The following is a 16,826-nucleotide window of genomic DNA, read 5'->3' as shown; positions in this document are numbered from 1 at the left end:
GTCAGGGTTCCGGAGAGGTGGCTGAGCGGTTGAAAGCACCGCACTCGAAATGCGGCATACGGGCAACCGTATCGGGGGTTCGAATCCCTCCCTCTCCGCCAATTTTACCATTAAGTCATTGTTTTATATAGATATTTTGCCTAAGGATTATTCATCCGCCCGAGCTCTACGCAGGGTTGGGACCTAGGACTCTGCTGACTTTGCCGACGTGCACATTTGAAACATCTAGGGGATTCACGTCTCTTGGCTACGCAAGTTGGCGCGGAAGACAAAGCAGGCAGGGCCCGACGAAAAGGCAGCCTTAAGACCAAGGATATCGCCGAGGCTAAGCTTAAGTTCACTGCTGCTCAGTTCACTGCCCCGCACCTGTCGAAAATCGGTCAGGAGCGGACAGCCCTCCGCCAAACCATGCTTAATGACAGTCTCGATGTCGAGACGGAGACTTAATGCTGCCGGGCCGGGAGACCTTATTTTACCTGCCGAAGCACTTGCTTGGCGACCTTGGCTTTGGTGCCGAAAAAATGCTGCGCGCGGCCGAATGCGATCGTCGATCGCGTCAGGACGATGTCCTGTCCCGTTTGGGTCATCGTCGCCTCGCAAGTTTTCGTGCCGAAGTAAGAGATGCGGTCGCTCGGACCGAAACGCGACAATTGTGCGAATAAGGTCGGCTCGATCGGCGTGTCTGGGCGCGCATGGAGAATAAATGAATCCCCGGCGGCGTTGATGGTCTCCGCCATTTCGCGGATGTCCCGGCAAACAACGGTAGCGAGCGACCCGAAGGCGCCTTGGTCACGATCGAAAGCGTCAAAAACCGCCTCGATCAAGGACGCGATGCTGCGAGCAGGATAACCGTCGGCCACCGTGACAAAGGTCAGCGGAGCGCCGCCGGAAAAGCGGGCCTTGGCGATGCATTGCGGTTCGGGCGCGCCCGCGCGTCCCGCGCGACGGGCGGATCTAAAGCCGGCACTGCGACACTCGACCTCCCCCTGCACGACCAGACTCGGTGCGACTGGCTGCTTGCGTGCTTCCGCCAGCAGCGGTTGGCAATTCCGTGCCGAAAGCCAGCGTGTCACCAGGGGTCTTTGCGCGGAGATCATCGCCCAGGCGGTGTCGAGAACGAAGCTCGTCGGAAGATAGGGAAACTCGGCGCATAACTTATTCCAGTGAACCAGCAAATCGTGCGCTGCCGCCGAACGCCCGAAGTAGAGCATGGCGGTCGAGAAGCCGTGTTCCGGCTCGTAAATCGCGGCAAAGTCAGCGCGGTCGAACGACGGCTCGATCGTCGACAGATCGAAATTGCCGATAGGATCAAGCCAAATCAATGGCTTCTCGCTGGCCTGCCAAGCTCGAAGCAGGCTCTCACTACGGATGACAGAGCGATCGTCGCAATAGACATGCGTTTCGCTGAGATCGAAGCTGTAGGAGACGCCAAGCGTCGCCAGCGCTCTGCAAAGGTCCAGTGCGTTACGCTCCTCATGCGTATGCCGCCGCACGCAGGAGACGATATGGGCGTTGCGCAGCCCGTCGCCGAGTTTGCCTGCCTTCGCTGGCTTTCGTCCGCCCCACCACACCAGGTGCGGAGCATCGACGCCCGATGCGCCGAGCGTGCCATGGCAATGCAGGTGATGCTTGACCGCGTCGAATTGCGGGTTCTCGCCGAACGGAATCACGACGACCGCCTCAGCCGGCAGCGCGCGGAGAAGAAGGTCCACGGCAATTCCGGCAGGTGCCTCATCGAGCAGGACAATGGAGGCTTCGACGAGGCTGGTGCCGGGTGTCCAGCGGGTTGCGGAGCCGTCGCCGATCTGGTTCCTGAGAATATCGATCTGTCCCGTCCCGAGCTTGATGGCGTGCCGGTGGACGAGTTGATAGAGATCATCGGTCATGCGGCGGCGTGTCGATTTGTGTTGGCTTGAGCCGAATCGGCGGTTTCCCCGACGTCAAACTCGATACAAAGAACGCCGACAGGTTGCTGTGACGCCGGCAGGTTGATGATGAGATAGGACCTATCGGGGTCGGCGGCGTTGAAGGCCTTGCCGGCATGCGAGACGCCGGCGAAGCTCAATGCTTCGTCCGGCATGCGCCGCGCATTGGCTGATGCCAACGCGGTGCGTGCATCCTGCCCGGACATGAGCGTAGCGCTCGTCACGGTACCGCTCGCCGCGATCTGGCCGATCGAAATGGCAATGGCCGACAGCGCCATGGTATTCAGCGTCGGCACTTGCAGGCGGACGCGGCCATCGACGCTGCGATAGATGTTGACACGGACTGGCCGTGCGTTCTGGCCGGCAATCAAGGCGACATCGATTTGACCGATGGCCTGACCGGCCAGTAGCGTCGGCGGCAGATGGCCCGCGCCAAACATGCCGTAGAGAATTCCGTTGAGCGGCGAGATATCGGCCATGCTGCCGCCGAGCCACATCGGCAGCTCGGCGAGGCTCATGGCCATGCCGAGCCCGCGTGACGACCTGACGGAGTTTACCAGGGCCGTGTCGGTCATCGGCGCAAGCGCCTGGGTGCCGAGATTGACGTCATGTTTCAGCGCCGCCAGCAACCTCAGCTCTTCCGCGGACGGCAACAGGAGCATGCGGGCGAGTAGAGCAGCGCACCAAGACGACGCGACGAGACCGTCGGCGAATGGATCAAGACGATGGCTATCGAGGGTTTCGGCGAGGCACTGGGCGAATGCGAGGGCGCCCGACTGGATGTCCGCGCATAAGGCAAGGTGCGGCGCAGATCGTGGATCACGTTCATGCTCCACCTTACCGTTCGAATAGTCGCGTACCGAGCCTTCCGGCGCCGCGCACATTTGCTCGAGCACGGCAATATTGCGCAGAAGCGCGCGCTTGGCATGCGGCGTGACGACGAGGTCGGAGATGAAGCCGGTGATGGTGTCGTCGCCGGACGGCGCATCGACCGCGTCATCGAGGGTCAGAAGATAGAGGCCGTGCAGGCGCGTCGTTATCCCGGCGAGATCGAAGACCTGACGCAGACATTTCTGCACCGTCGCCGAATAGCCAAGATCGACCAGCACCAGGTCGGTGACATCATCGAAGTTGGGGATGGCGTGCCGCAGGTAGACGAGCATCTGCTCGCGCATGGCCGCGGCATGCGAGGCGATATCATCCGATCTGAAATGCGCCGCAAGCGCGGCTGAGAAGCGTTTGCCCGTCATTGTCGGCTTGCCGTGCTTCTCGAAGATGCGGTCGATCAGTGCGGGCTTGAACTTGAGCATGGCCTTGGCAGCCGTCGCATTGATCTCCCGGATCGAGGTGAACAACCTCGAAAGCTGATCCGCCGATGTCGCCGAGGCGATCAGGCTCACGCGCCGATTGATCTCGACATAATGCGCATCCAATTCACCGCGTTGGGCCGCGATCCGCCAGGGCAGGAAACCGTCGCGGCCGAGATAGGCGGTGGCGACCTTGCGTCCCTGCTGCTTCGCAAGAGCTTCGATATTTTGGCTGACGAAGCGGTCGAAGCCCGCCATCACCGGGCCTAGCACGCGGCGGCCGTACTCATGATTTACATGAGCGGCGGGCAATCGCTTGTCGACGGCGCGTCGCAGGCTGCGCAAACCGCCATCCAGCCGTGTGCTTTGCCGGTCCTGACCGCAGAAAGTCTTGAACGCAAAGCTTTCGGTGTCGAAACCGGACCGCAAGGTCTCGGATGCCTGAGCGTAGTGCAAGGTTTCGAGGCCGGCGCGCTGTCCGCCTTTGATATCCGAAGCTTCGTTGTCGCCGATATGAAGCGCGGTGGCGGTGTGAACGCCCTCGCCTTTGATAAAGAGAGGGAACAGACGCTCGGCCTTGCCTGTACTGCTTTCGCTCGACACGTAAAGGAAGTCGTAGGCGAGGTCAGGCTGGCAGGAGATCAGAAGCCGATGAATATGATGCTTGTGCCAATAAGTGTCGGAGAGGAAGCCGACCTTGACGCCGGCACGCTTCATCGCGTCGAACAGGCGCAGCATATCGGGGTTGACAAAGCAGAGTGCAAGCTCGGCTTCGAACTCGGCATCGATCAGTGTCCCGATTTCATCGCCGACAAAGCCAAAGAGCCGTACCGGGAAGCGCGCATAGATATCTTCGATGCTGACTTCCGCGGAATCGCGTGCTTCGCCGGCCTCCCGCCGGACTTTGGCCTCTGCAAGAATGCGATGCTGAACGAAAGACTCGACCGGCAGAGCCGTGCTGCGACGGCTGGCGAGCAAACGCGCCGTCAGTTCATAGACTCCTTCCGGAGTCGTCGTGCGGCGAAAAAGGAATGTGTCGAAGATGTCGAACGAGCATGTCGTGAGGCGCGGGATGCGGTCATAGGCGTCATCGAGCGGCCCCCCGGCGGCCGCCGCCGTGAATGCGGTCTGCATGTCTGTTGTACGCGCCGGCCGGCATTCTCAGGCGCGGTAAAAGGATACATCGGAATTCCCGCCGACAGGCGCGGTCGCCGGCAACCGTCCCGGCAAAAAATGCCCAGCTCCAGGCGGCAAAAAATGCCGACTAAGTATATGAAAAATCTTACAAAAATGAAAAATAGGCCGCCTGATCTTTAAAGCCCCTCCGTGTAAGGAATGAAGGCCAGAGTTTGTATCGCGTACAGGCCTTGATCGCAGGCCTCTCCGGAGACGCAGATGAACCAAGTTAGTATAAGCCTCGGATCAGCAGGCGCCCTTGTCGGGGCCGCGGATTTCGGGTCGAGTGCTGCATCGTCGGGGACGGTCGGGCGCGTAATGGAGGGCCCCCTGACGTCAGATTCCGACGATCTCCTGTTGGAGCGGATCGCGGCCAACGACCAGAACGCATTTCGCATGCTGGTCGAGCGTCACATCGACCGCGCCTATGCTCTCGCCCTGCGCATTCTCAACAATCGCGCCGATGCCGAAGACATCGTGCAGGACACGCTGCTGAAGGTCTGGCTGCACCGTGGTCGCTGGGAACCCGGGCGCGCCAAGTTCTCGACCTGGCTGTACCGGGTCGTCACCAATCGCTGCATCGATATCCGCCGCATGCCGCGCAGTGAGGATATCGAGCAGGTGCCGGAAGTGCCGGACGAAAAGCCGTTGCCGCTCGCCGATCTGCAGAAGACCGAAGTCGCCAGCATGCTGGAGACGGCGATGTCGCGTCTGCCCGAGCAGCAGCGCATCGCGCTGATCCTCTCCTACAACGAGGGAATGGGCAACGGCGAGATCGCCGACGTGATGCAAACGACAGTGCAGGCTGTCGAGTCTTTGCTGAAGCGCGGCCGTCAGAAGCTGCGAGACCTCCTGCGCCGGTCCGAGAACGATATTCGTGACTCGTTTACCAACGATTAAACATAAGAAACTCGTTCCGAAAAAACTTCGCCCGTGATTTCGCAATGCGCCGTTCAAGTTTGCAGACGGCGGTCGTTCCGCGTCTGCTCGGTCCTTGCGTAGTGCGGGACGGAGGGCCCTAATAACTCAAGGAGCGCTGCAATGCCTGTCATTTCCACGAACACCGCGGCCGATACCGCCGTTCGTTACCTCAATCAGAACGCCTCGTCGCAGTCGTCGTCTCTCGCCAAGATCGCCAGCGGCTCGCGTATTACCAAGGCGTCGGACGACGCCGCCGGCCTTGCCATCGCCGCGAAGATTTCCTCCGACATCACCTCGCTGCAGCAGGCATCGACCAATGCCACCCAGGCGACCGCAGTGCTGCAGACCGCCGACGGCGGCGCGTCCAACATCAGCGAAATCCTCACGCGTATGAAGTCGCTGGCGTCGCAGTCGTCCTCAGGCACGGTGACCGACACCGAGCGCACCTATCTCAACGACGAATTCGCACAGCTGCAGGACGAAATCGACGGCATCGCGACGGGCACTCGCTACAACGGCGTCAGCCTTCTCGATGGCACCAGCAGCTTCTCCTCCGGCGTGAGTGTACTTGTCGGTACCGACGCGGCGGATACGATCGATATCAAGATCGATAATCTCAGCACCACTTCGCTGGGTGTTGGCTCTCTCGACATCAGCACCCAGAGTGGCGGCGACGCGGCGATCACCGCTATCGATACGGCGGTCAGCACGGTCTCGTCCGCCCGCGCCAAGATCGGTGCGCAGGAGTCGCGGTTCGAATTCCGTTCCAACCAGATATCGACTTCGGAAGAAAATCTGAGTGCGGCGAAGTCGTCAATCTCCGACGTCGACGTTGCGGCTGAGCAGGCGAAGCTGTCGTCGGCGGAAGTGAAGACCCAGGCCGCGGTCGCCGCGGCGGCGTCGGCGAACCAGATGCCGCAGTACCTTCTGAGCCTGCTGCAGTAAGAGTGAAGTGCCGGGTCGGCGTTCGCCGCCGACCCGGACAATTCAGCGGGGCAGCATTATGGCGACCGTGTCGAGCACGACATCGACGACTTCGTACACGACCAGCTCCTCCAGCACGAGCGCGGCCAGTTCGACCGTCGATTGGGACGGTCTGATTGAGGCCATGGTTCAGACCAAGCTGGACAAGGCCGACTCGATCGACACCAAAATAACCAGTAACGAAACGAAAATTTCGAGTTATCAAAGCCTGCAGACTCTGCTGCAGGATCTGACGACCAAGGCCAAGGCGCTCAGTAATCCGTCGGGCATATCGAACCAGAGCGTCAATGTTTTCGCTGCCCGCGCCGGCTATCTGACGGCGAACGGCGACGTTACGGCGAGTTCCGTGGTGTCGGTTGACGTCGACAGCGGCACCCAGACCGGCACCTACGATCTCGAAATCAACCAGGTGGCCACCGCTCAAAAAGTGTCGAGCGGCGCGGTCGCCAGTTCGTCGGACGATCTTGGCTACACCGGGGTCTTCACAATCGGTACCGAGGATGGCACCAGCGCCAGCATCGACGTGACCAGCGATATGTCGCTAAGTGATCTTGCCGACGAGATCAATGACGCGACTTCGACCACCGGCGTGAAAGCGACTCTTCTGAAAGTATCCGACAGCGAGTATCGGCTCGTCTTGTCGACCAGCGATACCGGCAAGACCATCACGACCAGTACAACGTCAGGCGACGACGTTCTCACCAATATCGGCGTGACCGATTCGTCCGGAGCTTTCGCCGATGAAATCCAGGCGTCGCAGAAAGCCATCATCACGCTCGATGGCGTACAAATCACGCGCGACACCAATGACATATCGGATGTGCTCGATGGCGTAACCTTCCATCTTTACGCGACAACTCCGACCGATACGTCGGTATCGGTTCAGGTCGCGGAGAATCTCACCGATATCCAGACCGCGATCAGCGATTTCGTCACATCCTACAATGCGTTGCGCGACTTTGTCGCGACCCAGAGCGCTACCGCGTCGGACGGAACAGCCTCGTCGGATGCAGTTCTGTTCGGCGATGCGACCTTGCGATCGATCGATATTCTGCTTCAGCAGGATCTCAATACGATGATCGACGGAGAGTCGCTCGGCAGCATCGGCATCAGCTTCAATAGCGACAACGAACTCGAAATCGACTCGACGACGTTGCAAAACGCTCTGAACAATAATCTCGCCGACGTGCAGAAGGTCTTTGCCTTCAACATGACGTCGACATCTTCCGACATTTATCTGTTGGCCCGTGGCTCCAAGGCGCCGTCGTCGTTCACGCTCGATGTCAACGTCGATGCGTCGGGTGCCGTCACATCGGCGTCTGTCGGCGGCGACGCGTCGCTCTTCACGATCTCCGGAACGCGCATCGTCGGCAACGCTGGCACGGCCTATGAAGGATTCTCATTTTCATTCTCCGGGAAGTCATCGCAGTCGATCGACATTACGCTCAGCTATGGTCTTGCCGAGAAGGTGCGGGCCGACAGCGACGCCGTCGGCAACGCGACCAGCGGTACCCTGACGTCGACAATCCTCAATATCGAGGAACAGGACACGGATTTGGCAGCTAAAAGCGATCTTATCCGGTCGCAGGCTGAATCCTATCGCACGCAGCTCACGCAGCGTTATGCGAGAATTCAACAGCAGATTCTCGAGGCCAATTCCACGATCAGCTACCTTGAGCTCCTTACCAGCAATTCAGATTAGTAGAAGGTGCCATGAGTCAGAACTTTCAACACGGTCTTGCGCACAATGCCTATCGGTCCGCCGCGATAACGACATCGCCGCTGGCTGCTATCGTTATGCTGTACGACACGGCGATCGCGCGGCTGGGTCGAACGGTTACGTTGATAGAGGACAAGCAGTTCGAGGAGGCCTTCATCAACCTCGAACGGGCGGTCGCGATCCTGCGCGGTCTTTGCCACAATCTCGATTTTGAGAAGGGTGGCGCCTTTGCCGAGCGGATGCGGGATACCTATCTGGCCCTGATCATGTCGGCCCTCGGTGCGTTCCGGAAACCGGATGCGCCAGCGCGCTTCAAACGGCTCATCGAGGCGCTGACCGGTTTGCGCGATGCATGGGCCGATGTCCGGGTGCAGATGGCGCAGAAGAAATTCACAAGTCCTTGAATGTGCGTTGATTCTTCGCCTTGCTGCTGCTGCATTGGGGGGCTATAGGTGCGAATACGCATTACGGGGGCAGCCGTGAGCGTGCGCAACGGTGTCGGGTGGCGCCATGAATTTGGAAACGTTCCAGGACCTGGTCGACCGCTGTGGCGAAAGCAGTGCGGGCTGGCCTGCCGATATTCGCGATGAGGCGGAGCGCTTTCTTGCGTCTTCCGCCGACGCACAGGACGTTGTCGCCCAAGCCAGGATGATGCGGGAGTTGCTGTCGCAGCCGCTGGCTGAGCGCGCGCCGGCCCATCTTGCAGGGCGAATCGTCGCTCTTGCCGAGCGGATGGATGAGCACCGGCCGTCTATCAATAGAAATCTACGCCACGAACGCATTCGGACTCGTGGTGGCGAACGGCCCGACCGGACGACCCCCGCCGCACCGTTGATTTGGGTCCCCCCGCAAAAAATGTATGTGTGGCTCGGCGCGGTATTTCTGTCGGGTGTGGCATTCGGCGTCGGTGGCAGCCTGATGACCAGCCGCGCGTACATCGACTTTTCGAGTTTGTTCGCGGTGCTCAGCTGAGAGCGGCGGGATAGCGAATGACCCAGAACGACAAGCCGGAAGGCAAAGCCGGCATCGGCAAATGGCTCGCCGTTTCTCTGGCTGCCAACCTTTTTCTTGCCGGCATCGTGGCGGGCACCTTCCTTGTCGGTCCACCGTTCCGTGGCGGTCCGCCGCCGCGTCCACCCATGCAAATGATGGTGATGGAAGCCTCCGGAAAGCTGAGCCCGGAAGGCCTGCAGAAGCTACAGGATTTTGCGGACGAGTTCGAGGACAACTTCCGCAAGACCTTGGCGAGCATGGATAGCCAGCGCGAGAGCATTCGCGTCGCCTTGTTGCGCGAGCCGTTCGATGCCGCTGAGTTCTCCCGGGCACTCGACGATATGCATGTGCATTTCACGCAAAGCCGGACCCAGATCAACCAACGCTTTTCGGATGTCGTTTCCTCCCTGTCGCCCGCAGACCGGAAGCGGCTCGCGACTGTCCGCTTCCCCTGATCCCGATCTTTAATAAAAGATAAATAGCGCGCCTGCGGGCGCGTGTTTGCCTTCGCGCATTTTGCAGAGTTGGCGCGGCCATTCCGCGCCTGATTTGCCGCGCCGGGACGTATTAACTCCCGAAGCCATCAACGATCATCGTTGTGCTGAACACAAGCCGCGCGGGGCAGCCCGCCGCAGCCAGGGTCCTTATTGCCATGACGATCTCGGCCGTCAGCTCCGCCGCCACCACGACAACGAGCGCCACCTCGAGCAGCACGTCGGCGCTGTCGACGGATGACTTCCTGCAGCTTCTGGTCACCCAGCTTCAGAACCAGAATCCGCTCGATCCGACCGACACCACCGAATTCATGAATCAACTTGTGTCTTACGCGAGCTACAGCACGCAGCAGGACATGAACAGCAGCATCCAGCAGCTTGTTACGTCGATGAACAGCATGCTGGCCAGTAACGGCATCGGTTACATCGGCCAGACTGTCGAAGCCCAGGGCGACACCACCACTCTGCAGAACGGGCAGGCGAGCTGGGGCTATTCGCTGTCGAGCGCCGCCGCCAGCACCACCATCACGGTGAAGGATCAGAGCGGCAACACCGTCTACAGCACCAGCGGCGACACGTCCTCCGGCTCGCACACTTTCACCTGGGACGGCACGACCAACTCGGGCGGCAAAGCTGCCGATGGCGACTACACAATCTCGGTATCGGCCACCAACGCCAGCGGCACCTCGGTGCTCGATTACACGACCGTCATCGGCAAAGTCTCCGGCGTCGACAGCACGAGCGGCACGACCAAGCTCGTGATCGGCAACACCACGGTCGATCTCACCAGCGTTATCAGCATCAAGTCGTAAGCGGCGACCCTGTTCACGGAGTTTGAAAGATGAGTCTCACCGGTGCCTTGAATTCGGCGGTGTCGTCGCTGTCGGCGCAATCGCAGTCGATCGCGATGGTCAGCGACAACCTCGCCAATACGTCGACCTACGGCTACAAGACGACGACGGCGTCATTCGCGTCGCTGGTCACCGGCGCGTCCTCCGCGGGCTACTCATCAGGCGGCGTGCTGGTCAGTTCCCGCTCCAATATTTCCGAGCAGGGGCTGCTGACCACGTCGACCACGGCGACGAACCTGGCGATTTCGGGCAACGGGTTCTTTGTCGTCAGCGGTACGACGAATGGCTCCGATGTCGGCTATACGCGTAACGGCGAGTTCTCGACCGACAACAATGGCTACCTCGTCAACAACGGCAATTATCTGATGGGGTGGCGTACCGACGCCGACGGCAACGTCATCGGTAGTGAGAGCAGCGCTAACCTATCCGCCGTCGATACCGATATTGTTTCCGGCATAGCTGGCGCGACGACGACGATGTCAATCCAGGCGAATTTGCCGGCCGACGCGATAGCGGGCGACGAGTTCACGACCGATGTTTCGGTCTATGACTCGCTTGGTACCTCTCATTCCCTCGAGGCGACCTGGACCAAAACCGGCGACGACACTTGGTCCGTGAGCTTTGGTACCGATGCGGGCACCGTGACATCGTCTGCGATCACGGTCACCTTCAACAGCGATGGCACCTTGGCGAGCACGTCGCCGTCGCCTGCAACGCTCTCCATCGGCGGCTGGAGTACCGGCGCCGCCGACAGCACGATCACGCTCAATTTGGGATCTGCCGGCAAGGCCGACGGCCTGACGCATTACACAACCGGCGCGACGTCGCCGTCCGTCGAGGTCAACAATGTCACCTCCGACGGCATGGCCTATGGCACGCTATCGGGCGTGTCGATCGGCGACGACGGGATTGTCTCGGCGAGCTACAGCAACGGCAAGACCATCGCCATCTACAAGATACCGGTGGCCACTTTCGCCAACGCCAACGGTCTCTCCGCGGAAAGCAACGGCATCTACAAAAGTACGGCCGCCTCCGGTAGCGCGCTGCTCCATGAATCGGGAGCCGGCGGTGCCGGTGACATCATGGGAGGTACGCTCGAAGCCAGCACGGCGGACTCCAGCGAGGAGTTCAGCGTGATGATTGCGGCGCAGCAGGCCTACTCTGCCTCTTCGCAGGTCATTTCAGCCGTCAACGAGATGTTTGACACGCTGCTGAGCGCGGTGCGCTGATGTCGGAGAAGCTCGCGGCAGAAGCTGCCGACGAAGATGCCGCCCTGCGGCGCACGACTCACGTCATGGCGGCTGTCACGAGCCGGCTGCGGGCTCTTGGCCTTTACGGCGTCGATCCTGGTTCCAAAGAGGCAGCCAGTATCACTCCGGAAGGCCGCCGCGAACTCCTCATGTTTCTCTCCGAACTCGAGGAAGCGGTGAAGATCATGCAGTCCTTCGCCGACGATCTGGCATCCAACATCACGCAGCACAATCGAAGGCATAGCGCCGCGGCTGCCTACATCCAGACAAGCGCGGCATGCCGGCAGTACGGCCGGCGGCGCGGGCATTGAGCAGAGAGAAGAAGCGATGAGCAATCCATTCGCCAGCAAAAACGTGTCAGCCCGCACTCTCGGCGGCGACACGACAGCAAAGGCGCTGATCGCGCTGATCGATGAATTCATCGCGGTCGTGCGGGAGGAGAATGCCATGTTGGCGGGAGGGCTGCCCGCCTCCTTTGCGCCGGTTGCGAAGCGCAAGGCCGAACTGGCGGATGCCTTCGAAGGCTGGGTCAAGGCCGCGGTCGCCCGCGAATTCTCCGCCAATGCGGCATCGCCCGCGGTGAGTAAGGTGTTCGTCGAGCGCCTCACTTTATTCCAGCAGGTGATGAGCGAGAACATGACGCGTCTTCAGGCCGCCATGGAGGCGAGCCGCCGCCGTATCGATTCGCTGATGTCCGTCATTCGCGACGAGATGGCCGGCACGTCGTCCTACGGCGCCAATGGCAGGACCTACACGGTCGGCAGCAAACCCGGACTGCGATCCGGTTACGTCTGATTGCATTGAGGGATTCCTATGTCGTTGTCGATCGCCCGCTATGCCGCGTACTCGGCGCTGACCACGACGCAGTCGCAAATCAGTGTTTCCTCAGCGAACATCGCCAACGCGGATACCGACGGCTACACGAAGAAAACAGCGACGCAGGCGTCGACGACATCGAACGGCATTGGCACCGGCACGACGATCACCGGAATTACAAGCAACGTCGACAAGCTTCTGCTCAAGCAGCTCAACCAGGCCGAATCCGCGCTTGGGGCCGCGACGGTGACAGACAGCTATGCCAGCCAGCTCCAGTCAGCGATGGGCAGCGTCAGCGGTTCCGACGGCACCGGCACGTCGATCGCCAATAGCCTCGCGTCGCTTGCCTCGGCGCTGTCGCAGCTCGCCGACACGCCGGAGAGCACGACGCTGCAGTCGCAGTTCGTCACCACGCTCGACGATCTTGCGGCGCAGCTCCGAGACACGTCGGCCAGCATTCAGGACTTGCGGTCCAGCGCGGACCAGGAGATCGGATCGGACGTCGATGAGGCCAACGACCTGCTTGACACGATCGACGATCTCAACAAGCAGATTATGTCCGCATCCGCGAGCGGCAATTCGACGGCCGATCTCGAGGACCAGCGCAACCAGGCGCTGAAGAGCCTGTCGTCGCTGATGGACATCAACTACTACAGCACGTCCAGCGGCGCCGTTCAGGTCTATACCAGCGGCGGCACCGCGCTGCTCGACGGTACCGTGCATCATATGAGTTTTGACGCCGCGGGCACGGTGACCGCAGCCTCGACTTACAGCGCATCCGGTTCGTCGGCGTTGAGCGGCATCACGGTTGACGGCAAGGACATCACCGGCGAGATCAAGTCCGGATCGATTGCCGCGCTGGTCGAACAGCGCGACGAGACGTTGCCGGCGGTACAGGCCGAACTGGACCAGCTCGCGGTGCAGCTTGCCAATGCGCTCAACAGCGTCGCCAATACGGGCAGCGCCAGCCCGCCGCCAAACAGCCTGACCGGCAGCACCGCGGTGTCGGCGGCCGATGCGTTCAGTGGCACCGGTACGGTGCGCATCGCTGTGACGGACGACAGCGGCAATCTGGTCTCGTATCAGGACCTTGATCTTTCGAGCTACGCGACCGTCGGCGATCTGGTTTCGGCGCTCGATAATATTTCCGGTGTATCGGCCAGCGTCGGCGCTGACGGGCGCGTAACGATCGCGGCGGAAAGCGCAGGCAATGGTATTGCCATCAATGAATTGACCAGTGCGGTTGGGGCGGACGGCGAGGGGCTTTCTTCATGGCTTGGCCTCAACGACATCGTGTCGGCAACCGGCGCGTCGGATTTTGCCGTGAAATCCTCGCTTCTGGCCGATACCAGCTTGTTACCGGTATCGACCCTGGATGACACCGCCACGCTCGCTACCGGAGCGCAGGTCGTGGCCGAGGGGTCGTCGACCATCGCGCAGCAACTGTACGACACGCTCACCGGTAACCAGGCATTCGACGCCGCCGGCGATCTGTCGGCGCGCAAGACATCTTTCTCGTCCTATGCTTCGACCATCATCTCGGAAGTGGCCGCCGATGCGACCAGTGCCGCCACCGCGCTGACGACCAAGCAGACGATCGAGAGCAATCTTGCGACCTCCATCTCGTCGGCGTCGGGCGTCAATATCGACGAGGAAACGGCCAGGCTGAGCCAGTTGCAAAACGAATATGCCGCCGCGGCGCAACTGGTGCAGATCCTCAACAGCATGTTCGAATCGCTGCTCGGCACATTGGAATAATAGTCGCGGGAGATTTCATCATGATCGGCCGCGTCGCGACCTTTGCTCTGAGCAACAGCATGATCGATGCCGCGCTCCTGACGCAGGCCAAGGTGGCGGAAAAGCAGATGCAGAGCGCGTCCGGCCTCATATCGTCCGACTATGGCGGTCTTGGCGGCGCGACGTCGCAGAAGGTTCTCAGTCTTCAGGTGTCGCTGACGCAATCGCAAGCCTATTCGGATGCGGCCAGCAGCGCCAATGACCGCGTTCAGGTGATGTATTCGACGACCGGTTCGATCGTTGATCTGCTCAACAATTTCAAGTCGACGTTGACCTCGTCTGTATCGGCCACCGGCACCGATGCCGATACCTTACAGGATACGGCAGCCTCGGCGCTGAGCGATCTGGCTTCGCTGCTCAATACGCAATATGGCGGGCGTTACCTTTTTGCCGGATCGGCGACCGAGACCGCGCCGGTGGATCTGTCGAATTATTCGGCGACCTCGACCTCGTCCGTGGACACATCGTACTATCAAGGCAATAGCGATCTCGCCTCGGTGCGAGTATCCGGCAGTCGCACCATCACCTATGGCGTGACGGCGGACAATTCGGCATTCGAGCAGGCCATGCGGGCGATCAGCTCGATCGCCAATGGCGGGACCATCGACAATGACATTATCTCGAGCGCGCTCGATCAGACGACTAAGGCCATCGACTCGGTAATCGGTGTGCAGACCCAGCTGTCGCTGACGTCGTCGCAGCTTGAACGCAGCATCGACGTCCAGACCGATTTCCAGGATGCGGCGAGTACGGTGAGCTCATCCCTTACTGAAGTCGACGTGGCTGCCGTCACAGCCCAACTGACGACATACCAGTCGCAACTGGAAGCTTCCTATGCGGCAATTTCAAAGATTCAGGGGCTAAGCCTGGTCAATTACTTGAGTTGATAAAGCGGCTTTTGGAGCGCAGCTAGCCTCTCAAAATCAGCTCGGCCGCTTTCGCACCCACCATCATGGCCGGAGCATTGGTGTTGCCCGACGGCACGGTTGGAAAAATGGAGGCGTCGGCGACCCGTAAGCCTGTGATGCCGTGGACCCGCAAGGCCGGATCGACGACGCAGCCGGCCGGGTCGATGCCCATGCGGCACGTTCCGCTGGGATGGAACACCGAATAGGCGCGCTGCCGGACGTCGTCGAGGAGATCGGCATCGGAGTGCCGATTCGGTCCGGGCGCCAGTTCATCTTTCACGAGGCTTGCGAAGGTGGGTGTCCGTGCCAGCGCGCAGAGAAACCGCGCGCCATGAAGCAGCGTGTCGATATCGTCCGGATGCGACAGGTAATTCGGCACGATCGCCGGCGCGACCGTGGGGTCGACTGAGCGGATGGCAACATGGCCGCGACTCTTGGGGCGGCACGGTGACACGCTTGTCGAGAAGCCGGAGAACGGATCGGGCTTCATCAGTGCGCGGACACGCGGCGGCGCCTTGGTATAGCTCAGCGGGGAGAAGTAGAGCTGGATGTCGGGCCGTGCCACGTTCGGCCCAGACCGATAAAAGCCGCCACCCTGGTTGACGCTCAGCGACAGCGGGCCCCGGCGGCCGAGCAGATAGGACAAACCGACGCGCAGTTTTCCGGAGAGCGGCAAGAGATCGTCGTTCAGGCTTGGCCGCGTTGATTTGTAGACGTGGTCATAGCAAAGATGATCCTGGAAGTTCTGGCCGACGGCGGGACTGTCGCTGATGACGTCGATGCCGTGCTCATTCAACAAGTGGCCGGGGCCGATGCCGGATAGCTGCAATAGCTGTGGCGAGTTGAACGCGCCGCCGCACAATATGATTTCCGCGTTGGCGTGATACCGTTTCACTTCGCCGTGCTGCCGGCATTCGACGCCGATGGCGCGGCGGCCGTCGAACAGGATGCGCGTTACCAAAGTCTCGGCTTCGACGCGCACTCGTCCGGTGCGCAGGGCCGGGCGCAGGAACGCGCGCGCCGCGGATTCGCGGATGCCGCCGCGCGTCGTGATCTGATAGGTGCCGATGCCTTCGGTCGTCGCGCCGTTGAGATCGGGATTGAACGGAAGGCCCGCTTCGGTGCCGGCCTTGATGAACAGCGCCGTCAGGGGATGCGCCGTCCTTGCTATGTCGGTGACATGCAGGGGGCCGCCGGCGCCATGCCATTCGGATGCGCCGAGATCATGATCCTCGATGCGGCGATAGAGCCGCAGCACATCCGACCAGCCCCAGCCACGGTTGCCCAGCGCTTCCCAGCCGTCATAGTCCTCGGCCTGGCCACGCGAGTAGACCATGGCGTTGATGGCGCTCGAGCCGCCGACGACCTTGCCGCGCGGTTGATAGATGCGCCGGTTCGCCAGGCCGGGCACCGGCTCGGTCTCGTACATCCAGTTGACGGCAGGATTATAAAACATCTTGCCGTAGCCGATCGGCAGATGAAGCCACGGGCTGCGGTCGCTCGGACCGGCTTCGAGGACAAGGATTTTTCCTTTGCCGGCGGCCGCCAGTTCGCCGGCGATCACGCAGCCTGCGGAGCCGGCGCCGATGATGATGATGTCAAACGAATCCAAACAGCATCCCTCCGTCGTGCGCGCGGACTTTAGGCAGGTCCGCTGCCGCTGCAGAGGTCCATTCTCGGGTTA

Annotated in this window: 16 protein-coding genes and 1 tRNA gene; 13 read left to right on the top strand and 4 right to left on the bottom strand. The window is 61.0% G+C overall.

Annotated features, from left to right (window positions below):
* Positions 1-11: 11 nt before the first annotated feature.
* A tRNA-Ser gene (locus E8Q40_RS21335) sits at positions 12-101 on the top strand.
* A 366-nt stretch (positions 102-467) separates the two neighbouring features.
* Here E8Q40_RS21335 and E8Q40_RS21330 read toward each other — a convergent pair.
* Both E8Q40_RS21330 and E8Q40_RS21325 read right to left on the bottom strand, forming a co-directional pair.
* Positions 468-1,886 (bottom strand): hypothetical protein, encoded by a 1,419-nt coding sequence (locus E8Q40_RS21330; RefSeq protein ID WP_137046420.1) that lies wholly within the window; start codon positions 1,884-1,886, stop codon positions 468-470.
* Positions 1,883-4,366: an HAD family hydrolase gene (locus E8Q40_RS21325; RefSeq protein WP_137046419.1), complete on the bottom strand. Its 2,484-nt coding sequence runs from the start codon at positions 4,364-4,366 to the stop codon at positions 1,883-1,885. The genes E8Q40_RS21330 and E8Q40_RS21325 overlap by 4 nt, the downstream gene beginning before the upstream one ends.
* Before the next feature lie 360 nt (positions 4,367-4,726).
* On the opposite strand from E8Q40_RS21325, the gene E8Q40_RS21320 reads away from it, so the two are divergent.
* Both E8Q40_RS21320 and E8Q40_RS21315 read left to right on the top strand, forming a co-directional pair.
* Complete coding sequence (locus E8Q40_RS21320) at positions 4,727-5,308, top strand: RNA polymerase sigma factor (RefSeq protein WP_246662950.1); 582 nt, start codon at positions 4,727-4,729, stop codon at positions 5,306-5,308.
* A gap of 141 nt (positions 5,309-5,449) precedes the next feature.
* Positions 5,450-6,274 carry a flagellin gene (locus E8Q40_RS21315; protein ID WP_137046417.1) on the top strand — a complete coding sequence of 275 codons (825 nt, stop codon included), beginning with the start codon at positions 5,450-5,452 and terminating at the stop codon, positions 6,272-6,274.
* A 42-nt stretch (positions 6,275-6,316) separates the two neighbouring features.
* Here the strand turns inward: E8Q40_RS21315 and E8Q40_RS22370 are convergent, their stop codons facing one another.
* Positions 6,317-6,439, bottom strand: a complete 123-nt coding sequence (locus E8Q40_RS22370) for a hypothetical protein (RefSeq protein WP_255473859.1) — start codon at positions 6,437-6,439, stop codon at positions 6,317-6,319.
* Here E8Q40_RS22370 and fliD point away from each other — a divergent pair.
* The 10 genes from fliD (at position 6,438) to E8Q40_RS21265 (ending at position 15,121) form a co-directional block, all read left to right on the top strand.
* Entirely contained in the window at positions 6,438-8,015 is a 1,578-nt protein-coding gene (fliD, locus tag E8Q40_RS21310) for a flagellar filament capping protein FliD (protein WP_205995622.1), read from the top strand. The genes E8Q40_RS22370 and fliD overlap by 2 nt on opposite strands.
* A gap of 11 nt (positions 8,016-8,026) precedes the next feature.
* Entirely contained in the window at positions 8,027-8,437 is a 411-nt protein-coding gene (gene fliS / locus E8Q40_RS21305) for a flagellar export chaperone FliS (RefSeq protein ID WP_137046415.1), read from the top strand.
* Between the two features lie 106 nt (positions 8,438-8,543).
* Positions 8,544-9,005, top strand: a complete 462-nt coding sequence (locus tag E8Q40_RS21300) for a hypothetical protein (protein ID WP_137046414.1) — start codon at positions 8,544-8,546, stop codon at positions 9,003-9,005.
* Positions 9,006-9,022: 17 nt separating this feature from the next.
* Entirely contained in the window at positions 9,023-9,481 is a 459-nt protein-coding gene (locus E8Q40_RS21295; protein WP_137046413.1) for a periplasmic heavy metal sensor, read from the top strand.
* A gap of 197 nt (positions 9,482-9,678) precedes the next feature.
* Complete coding sequence (locus E8Q40_RS21290) at positions 9,679-10,332, top strand: flagellar hook assembly protein FlgD (protein ID WP_137046412.1); 654 nt, start codon at positions 9,679-9,681, stop codon at positions 10,330-10,332.
* A gap of 29 nt (positions 10,333-10,361) precedes the next feature.
* Positions 10,362-11,600 (top strand): flagellar hook protein FlgE, encoded by a 1,239-nt coding sequence (gene flgE / locus E8Q40_RS21285; protein ID WP_137046411.1) that lies wholly within the window; start codon positions 10,362-10,364, stop codon positions 11,598-11,600.
* Positions 11,600-11,932 carry a hypothetical protein gene (locus E8Q40_RS21280; protein WP_137046410.1) on the top strand — a complete coding sequence of 111 codons (333 nt, stop codon included), beginning with the start codon at positions 11,600-11,602 and terminating at the stop codon, positions 11,930-11,932. Before flgE ends, E8Q40_RS21280 begins: the two co-directional genes overlap by 1 nt.
* A 16-nt stretch (positions 11,933-11,948) precedes the next feature.
* Entirely contained in the window at positions 11,949-12,416 is a 468-nt protein-coding gene (locus tag E8Q40_RS21275; RefSeq protein WP_137046409.1) for a flagellar protein FlgN, read from the top strand.
* A gap of 18 nt (positions 12,417-12,434) precedes the next feature.
* The gene (flgK, locus tag E8Q40_RS21270) at positions 12,435-14,195 is read left to right on the top strand and encodes a flagellar hook-associated protein FlgK (RefSeq protein ID WP_137046408.1); all 1,761 of its coding nucleotides are present in this window, start codon (positions 12,435-12,437) and stop codon (positions 14,193-14,195) included.
* Positions 14,196-14,215: 20 nt separating this feature from the next.
* Positions 14,216-15,121, top strand: a complete 906-nt coding sequence (locus E8Q40_RS21265; RefSeq protein ID WP_137046407.1) for a flagellin — start codon at positions 14,216-14,218, stop codon at positions 15,119-15,121.
* A gap of 22 nt (positions 15,122-15,143) precedes the next feature.
* Here the strand turns inward: E8Q40_RS21265 and E8Q40_RS21260 are convergent, their stop codons facing one another.
* Positions 15,144-16,754: a GMC family oxidoreductase gene (locus E8Q40_RS21260; protein ID WP_137046406.1), complete on the bottom strand. Its 1,611-nt coding sequence runs from the start codon at positions 16,752-16,754 to the stop codon at positions 15,144-15,146.
* Positions 16,755-16,826: the final 72 nt, after the last annotated feature.

This window comes from Pseudolabrys sp. FHR47 (assembly GCF_005153485.1).
Classification (GTDB): domain Bacteria; phylum Pseudomonadota; class Alphaproteobacteria; order Rhizobiales; family Xanthobacteraceae; genus Pseudolabrys.
The sequence above is the reverse complement of the archived record's forward strand: the minus strand, read 5'-3'. Positions and strand labels throughout refer to the sequence as shown.